Below are 5560 nucleotides of genomic sequence, written 5' to 3'. Positions count from 1 at the left end.
AAAAATGACTTGACATAGCGAGGTGCAGGTGATATACTAATATAGTTGTCGCCAAGAGCGGCAGAAAGACCATTGAAAACTGAACAAGACGAACCAAGTGCAGGGTGACATAGAGATATGTGACCTGTCAAAGAACGAAAAATAAATCTGTCAGTGACAGAAATGAGTGAGAGCTCAAACTATTAATGAGAGTTTGATCCTGGCTCAGGACGAACGCTGGCGGCGTGCCTAATACATGCAAGTAGAACGCTGAAGGAGGGAGCTTGCTTCTTCCGGAAGAGTTGCGAACGGGTGAGTAACGCGTAGGTAACCTGCCTGGCAGCGGGGGATAACTATTGGAAACGATAGCTAATACCGCATAACAGGAGCAGTCGCATGACAGCTTCTTGAAAGGAGCAATTGCTCCGCTGCCAGATGGACCTGCGTTGTATTAGCTGGTTGGTGAGGTAACGGCTCACCAAGGCAACGATACATAGCCGACCTGAGAGGGTGATCGGCCACACTGGGACTGAGACACGGCCCAGACTCCTACGGGAGGCAGCAGTAGGGAATCTTCGGCAATGGGGGGAACCCTGACCGAGCAACGCCGCGTGAGTGAAGAAGGTTTTCGGATCGTAAAGCTCTGTTGTAAGAGAAGAACGGATGTGAGAGTGGAAAGCTCATATTGTGACGGTATCTTACCAGAAAGGGACGGCTAACTACGTGCCAGCAGCCGCGGTAATACGTAGGTCCCGAGCGTTGTCCGGATTTATTGGGCGTAAAGCGAGCGCAGGCGGTTAGATAAGTCTGAAGTGAAAGGCTGTGGCTTAACCATAGTATGCTTTGGAAACTGTTTAACTTGAGTGCAGAAGGGGAGAGTGGAATTCCATGTGTAGCGGTGAAATGCGTAGATATATGGAGGAACACCGGTGGCGAAAGCGGCTCTCTGGTCTGTAACTGACGCTGAGGCTCGAAAGCGTGGGGAGCAAACAGGATTAGATACCCTGGTAGTCCACGCCGTAAACGATGAGTGCTAGGTGTTAGGCCCTTTCCGGGGCTTAGTGCCGGAGCTAACGCATTAAGCACTCCGCCTGGGGAGTACGACCGCAAGGTTGAAACTCAAAGGAATTGACGGGGGCCCGCACAAGCGGTGGAGCATGTGGTTTAATTCGAAGCAACGCGAAGAACCTTACCAGGTCTTGACATCCCGATGCCCGCTCTAGAGATAGAGTTTTACTTCGGTACATCGGTGACAGGTGGTGCATGGTTGTCGTCAGCTCGTGTCGTGAGATGTTGGGTTAAGTCCCGCAACGAGCGCAACCCTTATTGTTAGTTGCCATCATTCAGTTGGGCACTCTAGCGAGACTGCCGGTAATAAACCGGAGGAAGGTGGGGATGACGTCAAATCATCATGCCCCTTATGACCTGGGCTACACACGTGCTACAATGGCTGGTACAACGAGTCGCAAGCCGGTGACGGCAAGCTAATCTCTGAAAGCCAGTCTCAGTTCGGATTGGAGGCTGCAACTCGCCTCCATGAAGTCGGAATCGCTAGTAATCGCGGATCAGCACGCCGCGGTGAATACGTTCCCGGGCCTTGTACACACCGCCCGTCACACCACGAGAGTTTGTAACACCCGAAGTCGGTGAGGTAACCTTTTAGGAGCCAGCCGCCTAAGGTGGGATAGATGATTGGGGTGAAGTCGTAACAAGGTAGCCGTATCGGAAGGTGCGGCTGGATCACCTCCTTTCTAAGGAAGTCCGGAAGGACCAACGGAAGGCACTTGGGTCTTGTTTAGTTTTGAGTGGTCTATGTGGGGCCTTAGCTCAGCTGGGAGAGCGCCTGCTTTGCACGCAGGAGGTCAGCGGTTCGATCCCGCTAGGCTCCATTAAGATACGGAAAGCGTTCTGGCTTGCCAGAAACTTCTGAAGAAAAATAGGAAACTGACACAGAGTCATAAAAGACTCAAGGCAGTTTATCTTTTTTCAAAAGAAGTTAGCTTGGAGTTCAGTTATTCTCAAAGAGAGAAGTCACTGACAGTATCTTAGTTTATGACAACGAAGTCAGTAAAATAGGAAGAGGATAGGTATTCGACGGATTGAAGTTGAATACGAGACTAACTTCTTAGGAAAAAAGATAAATCTCCTTGTGTTCATGGAACACAGCGTCGATTTCCTATTTTTCTACAGAAGTTTTCGCTAGAGCGAATCGTCTCTTTATATCCTAAATTGTCCATTGAAAATTGAATAACTATATCAAATAGTAACAAGAAATAAACCGAAAACGCTGTGAATATTAATGAGTTATGGCCGCAAGGTCAGAGAATAAGGTTAAGTTAATAAGGGCGCACGGTGGATGCCTTGGCACTAGGAGCCGACGAAGGACGTGACAAACGACGAAATGCCTCGGGGAGCTGTAAGTAAGCGACGATCCGGGGATATCCGAATGGGGGAACCCACTAGCTGATGGCTAGTACCCATATCTGTTAAGGATATGAGGAGGAAGACGCAGTGAACTGAAACATCTAAGTAGCTGCAGGAAGAGAAAGCAAGAGCGATTGCCTTAGTAGCGGCGAGCGAAGAGGCAGGAGGGCAAACCGAAGTGTTTACACTTCGGGGTTGTAGGACTGCAAAGTGGACTCAAAGATTATAGAAGAATGATTTGGGAAGATCAGCCAGAGAGAGTAAGAGCCTCGTATTTAAAATAGTCTTTGTACCTAGCAGGATCCTGAGTACGGCGGGACACGTGAAATCCCGTCGGAATCTGGGAGGACCATCTCCCAACCCTAAATACTCCCTAGTGACCGATAGTGAACCAGTACCGTGAGGGAAAGGTGAAAAGCACCCCGGGAGGGGAGTGAAATAGAACCTGAAACCGTGTGCCTACAACAAGTTCGAGCCCGTTAATGGGTGAGAGCGTGCCTTTTGTAGAATGAACCGGCGAGTTACGTTATGATGCGAGGTTAAGCTGAAGAGGCGGAGCCGCAGGGAAACCGAGTCTGAATAGGGCGGTATAGTATCATGATGTAGACCCGAAACCATGTGACCTACCCATGAGCAGGTTGAAGGTGCGGTAAAACGCACTGGAGGACCGAACCAGGGCACGTTGAAAAGTGCTTGGATGACTTGTGGGTAGCGGAGAAATTCCAAACGAACTTGGAGATAGCTGGTTCTCTCCGAAATAGCTTTAGGGCTAGCGTCGACATGAAGATTCTTGGAGGTAGAGCACTGTTTGGGTGAGGGGTCCATCCCGGATTACCAATCTCAGATAAACTCCGAATGCCAAGCAATTATGGTCGGCAGTCAGACTGCGAGTGCTAAGATCCGTAGTCGAAAGGGAAACAGCCCAGACCACCAGCTAAGGTCCCAAAATAATTGTTAAGTGGAAAAGGATGTGGGGTTGCACAGACAACTAGGATGTTAGCTTAGAAGCAGCTATTCATTCAAAGAGTGCGTAATAGCTCACTAGTCGAGTGACCCTGCGCCGAAAATGTACCGGGGCTAAAACAATTTACCGAAGCTGTGGATACCTTTATAGGTATGGTAGGAGAGCGTTCTATGTGTGGCGAAGGTGTACCGTGAGGAGCGCTGGAACGCATAGAAGTGAGAATGCCGGTATGAGTAGCGCAAGACAGGTGAGAATCCTGTCCACCGTAAGACTAAGGTTTCCAGGGGAAGGCTCGTCCGCCCTGGGTTAGTCGGGACCTAAGGAGAGACCGAAAGGTGTATCCGATGGACAACAGGTTGAGATTCCTGTACTAGAGTATGAAGTGAAGGAGGGACGCAGGAGGCTAACTCGTGCGTGCGATTGGATGCACGTCTAAACAGTGAGGCGTGGTATGAGTCAAATGCTTATACCTTTAACGTTGAGCTGTGATGGGGAGCGAAGTTTAGTAGCGAGTGAGTGATGTCACACTGCCAAGAAAAGCTTCTAGCGCTGTATCATACTCTACCCGTACCGCAAACCGACACAGGTAGTCGAGGCGAGTAGCCTCAGGTGAGCGAGAGAACTCTCGTTAAGGAACTCGGCAAAATGACCCCGTAACTTCGGGAGAAGGGGTGCTGACGTATGTCAGCCGCAGTGAATAGGCCCAAGCAACTGTTTATCAAAAACACAGCTCTCTGCTAAATCGTAAGATGATGTATAGGGGGTGACGCCTGCCCGGTGCTGGAAGGTTAAGAGGAGTGCTTAGGAGAAATCCGAAGGTATGAATTGAAGCCCCAGTAAACGGCGGCCGTAACTATAACGGTCCTAAGGTAGCGAAATTCCTTGTCGGGTAAGTTCCGACCCGCACGAAAGGCGTAATGATTTGGGCACTGTCTCAACGAGAGACTCGGTGAAATTTTAGTACCTGTGAAGATGCAGGTTACCCGCGACAGGACGGAAAGACCCCATGGAGCTTTACTGCAGTTTGATATTGAGTGTCTGTGCCACATGTACAGGATAGGTAGGAGCCAAAGAACTCGGGACGCCAGTTTCGAGAGAGGCGCTGTTGGGATACTACCCTTGTGTTATGGCCACTCTAACCCGCTAGGTTCATCATCTAGGGAGACAGTGTCTGACGGGCAGTTTGACTGGGGCGGTCGCCTCCTAAAAGGTAACGGAGGCGCCCAAAGGTTCCCTCAGATTGGTTGGAAATCAATCGCAGAGTGTAAAGGTATAAGGGAGCTTGACTGCGAGAGTCACAACTCGAGCAGGGACGAAAGTCGGGCTTAGTGATCCGGTGGTTCCGTATGGAAGGGCCATCGCTCAACGGATAAAAGCTACCCTGGGGATAACAGGCTTATCTCCCCCAAGAGTTCACATCGACGGGGAGGTTTGGCACCTCGATGTCGGCTCGTCGCATCCTGGGGCTGTAGTCGGTCCCAAGGGTTGGGCTGTTCGCCCATTAAAGCGGCACGCGAGCTGGGTTCAGAACGTCGTGAGACAGTTCGGTCCCTATCCGTCGCGGGCGTAGGAAATTTGAGAGGATCTGCTCCTAGTACGAGAGGACCAGAGTGGACTTACCGCTGGTGTACCAGTTGTTCTGCCAAGAGCATCGCTGGGTAGCTATGTAGGGAAGGGATAAACGCTGAAAGCATCTAAGTGTGAAACCCACCTCAAGATGAGATTTCCCATGACTATATGTCAGTAAGAGCCCTGAGAGAAGATCAGGTAGATAGGTTGGGAGTGGAAGCATGGTGACATGTGGAGCGGACCAATACTAATCGCTCGAGGACTTATCCAAAGATAAGTAATGAGAACGTTAAGAAAAGCGTATGATTTTAGGGAATCAGCGCCGAAGTCATAAGGACTTCAAGCAGATTTATCTAAATCACTAGCTTTTTAGTTCGAATACAATTAAGAAGTAATGAGGGCCAACCAGTAAGGATTCAGCCCGAGTACAATTTCATTGAGCGCAGCGTTTAATAAGTCTTGTTAGTAATGAATAGTTATTCAATTTTGAGTCGATAAGTACTCAGAGTTAAGCGATGATAGCCTAGGAGATACACCTGTTCCCATGCCGAACACAGCAGTTAAGCCCTAGAACGCCGGAAGTAGTTGGGGGCTGCCCCCTGTGAGATATGGAAGTCGCTTAGC

The 5560-nt window shown here is 49.8% G+C and carries 1 tRNA gene and 3 rRNA genes; all 4 read left to right on the top strand.

Going from position 1 to position 5560, the window contains the following annotated elements:
• Nucleotides 1–181 precede the first annotated feature (181 nt).
• The 4 genes from DHL47_RS13055 to rrf all read left to right on the top strand — a co-directional run bounded on the left by DHL47_RS13055 (nucleotide 182) and on the right by rrf (nucleotide 5560).
• Nucleotides 182–1730 (top strand): 16S ribosomal RNA (locus DHL47_RS13055).
• Between the two features lie 65 nt (nucleotides 1731–1795).
• A tRNA-Ala gene (locus DHL47_RS13050) sits at nucleotides 1796–1868 on the top strand.
• A 440-nt stretch (nucleotides 1869–2308) separates the two neighbouring features.
• Nucleotides 2309–5207, top strand: a 23S ribosomal RNA gene (locus DHL47_RS13045).
• 237 nt (nucleotides 5208–5444) lie between these two features.
• Nucleotides 5445–5560: ribosomal RNA gene (rrf, locus tag DHL47_RS13040) — 5S ribosomal RNA — on the top strand.
• The 16S, 23S and 5S rRNA genes sit together here with 1 tRNA gene alongside, the layout of an rRNA operon.

It is taken from the genome of Streptococcus panodentis (assembly GCF_017884005.1).
Lineage (GTDB): Bacteria > Bacillota > Bacilli > Lactobacillales > Streptococcaceae > Streptococcus > Streptococcus panodentis.
The sequence above is the reverse complement of the archived record's forward strand: the minus strand, read 5'-3'. Positions and strand labels throughout refer to the sequence as shown.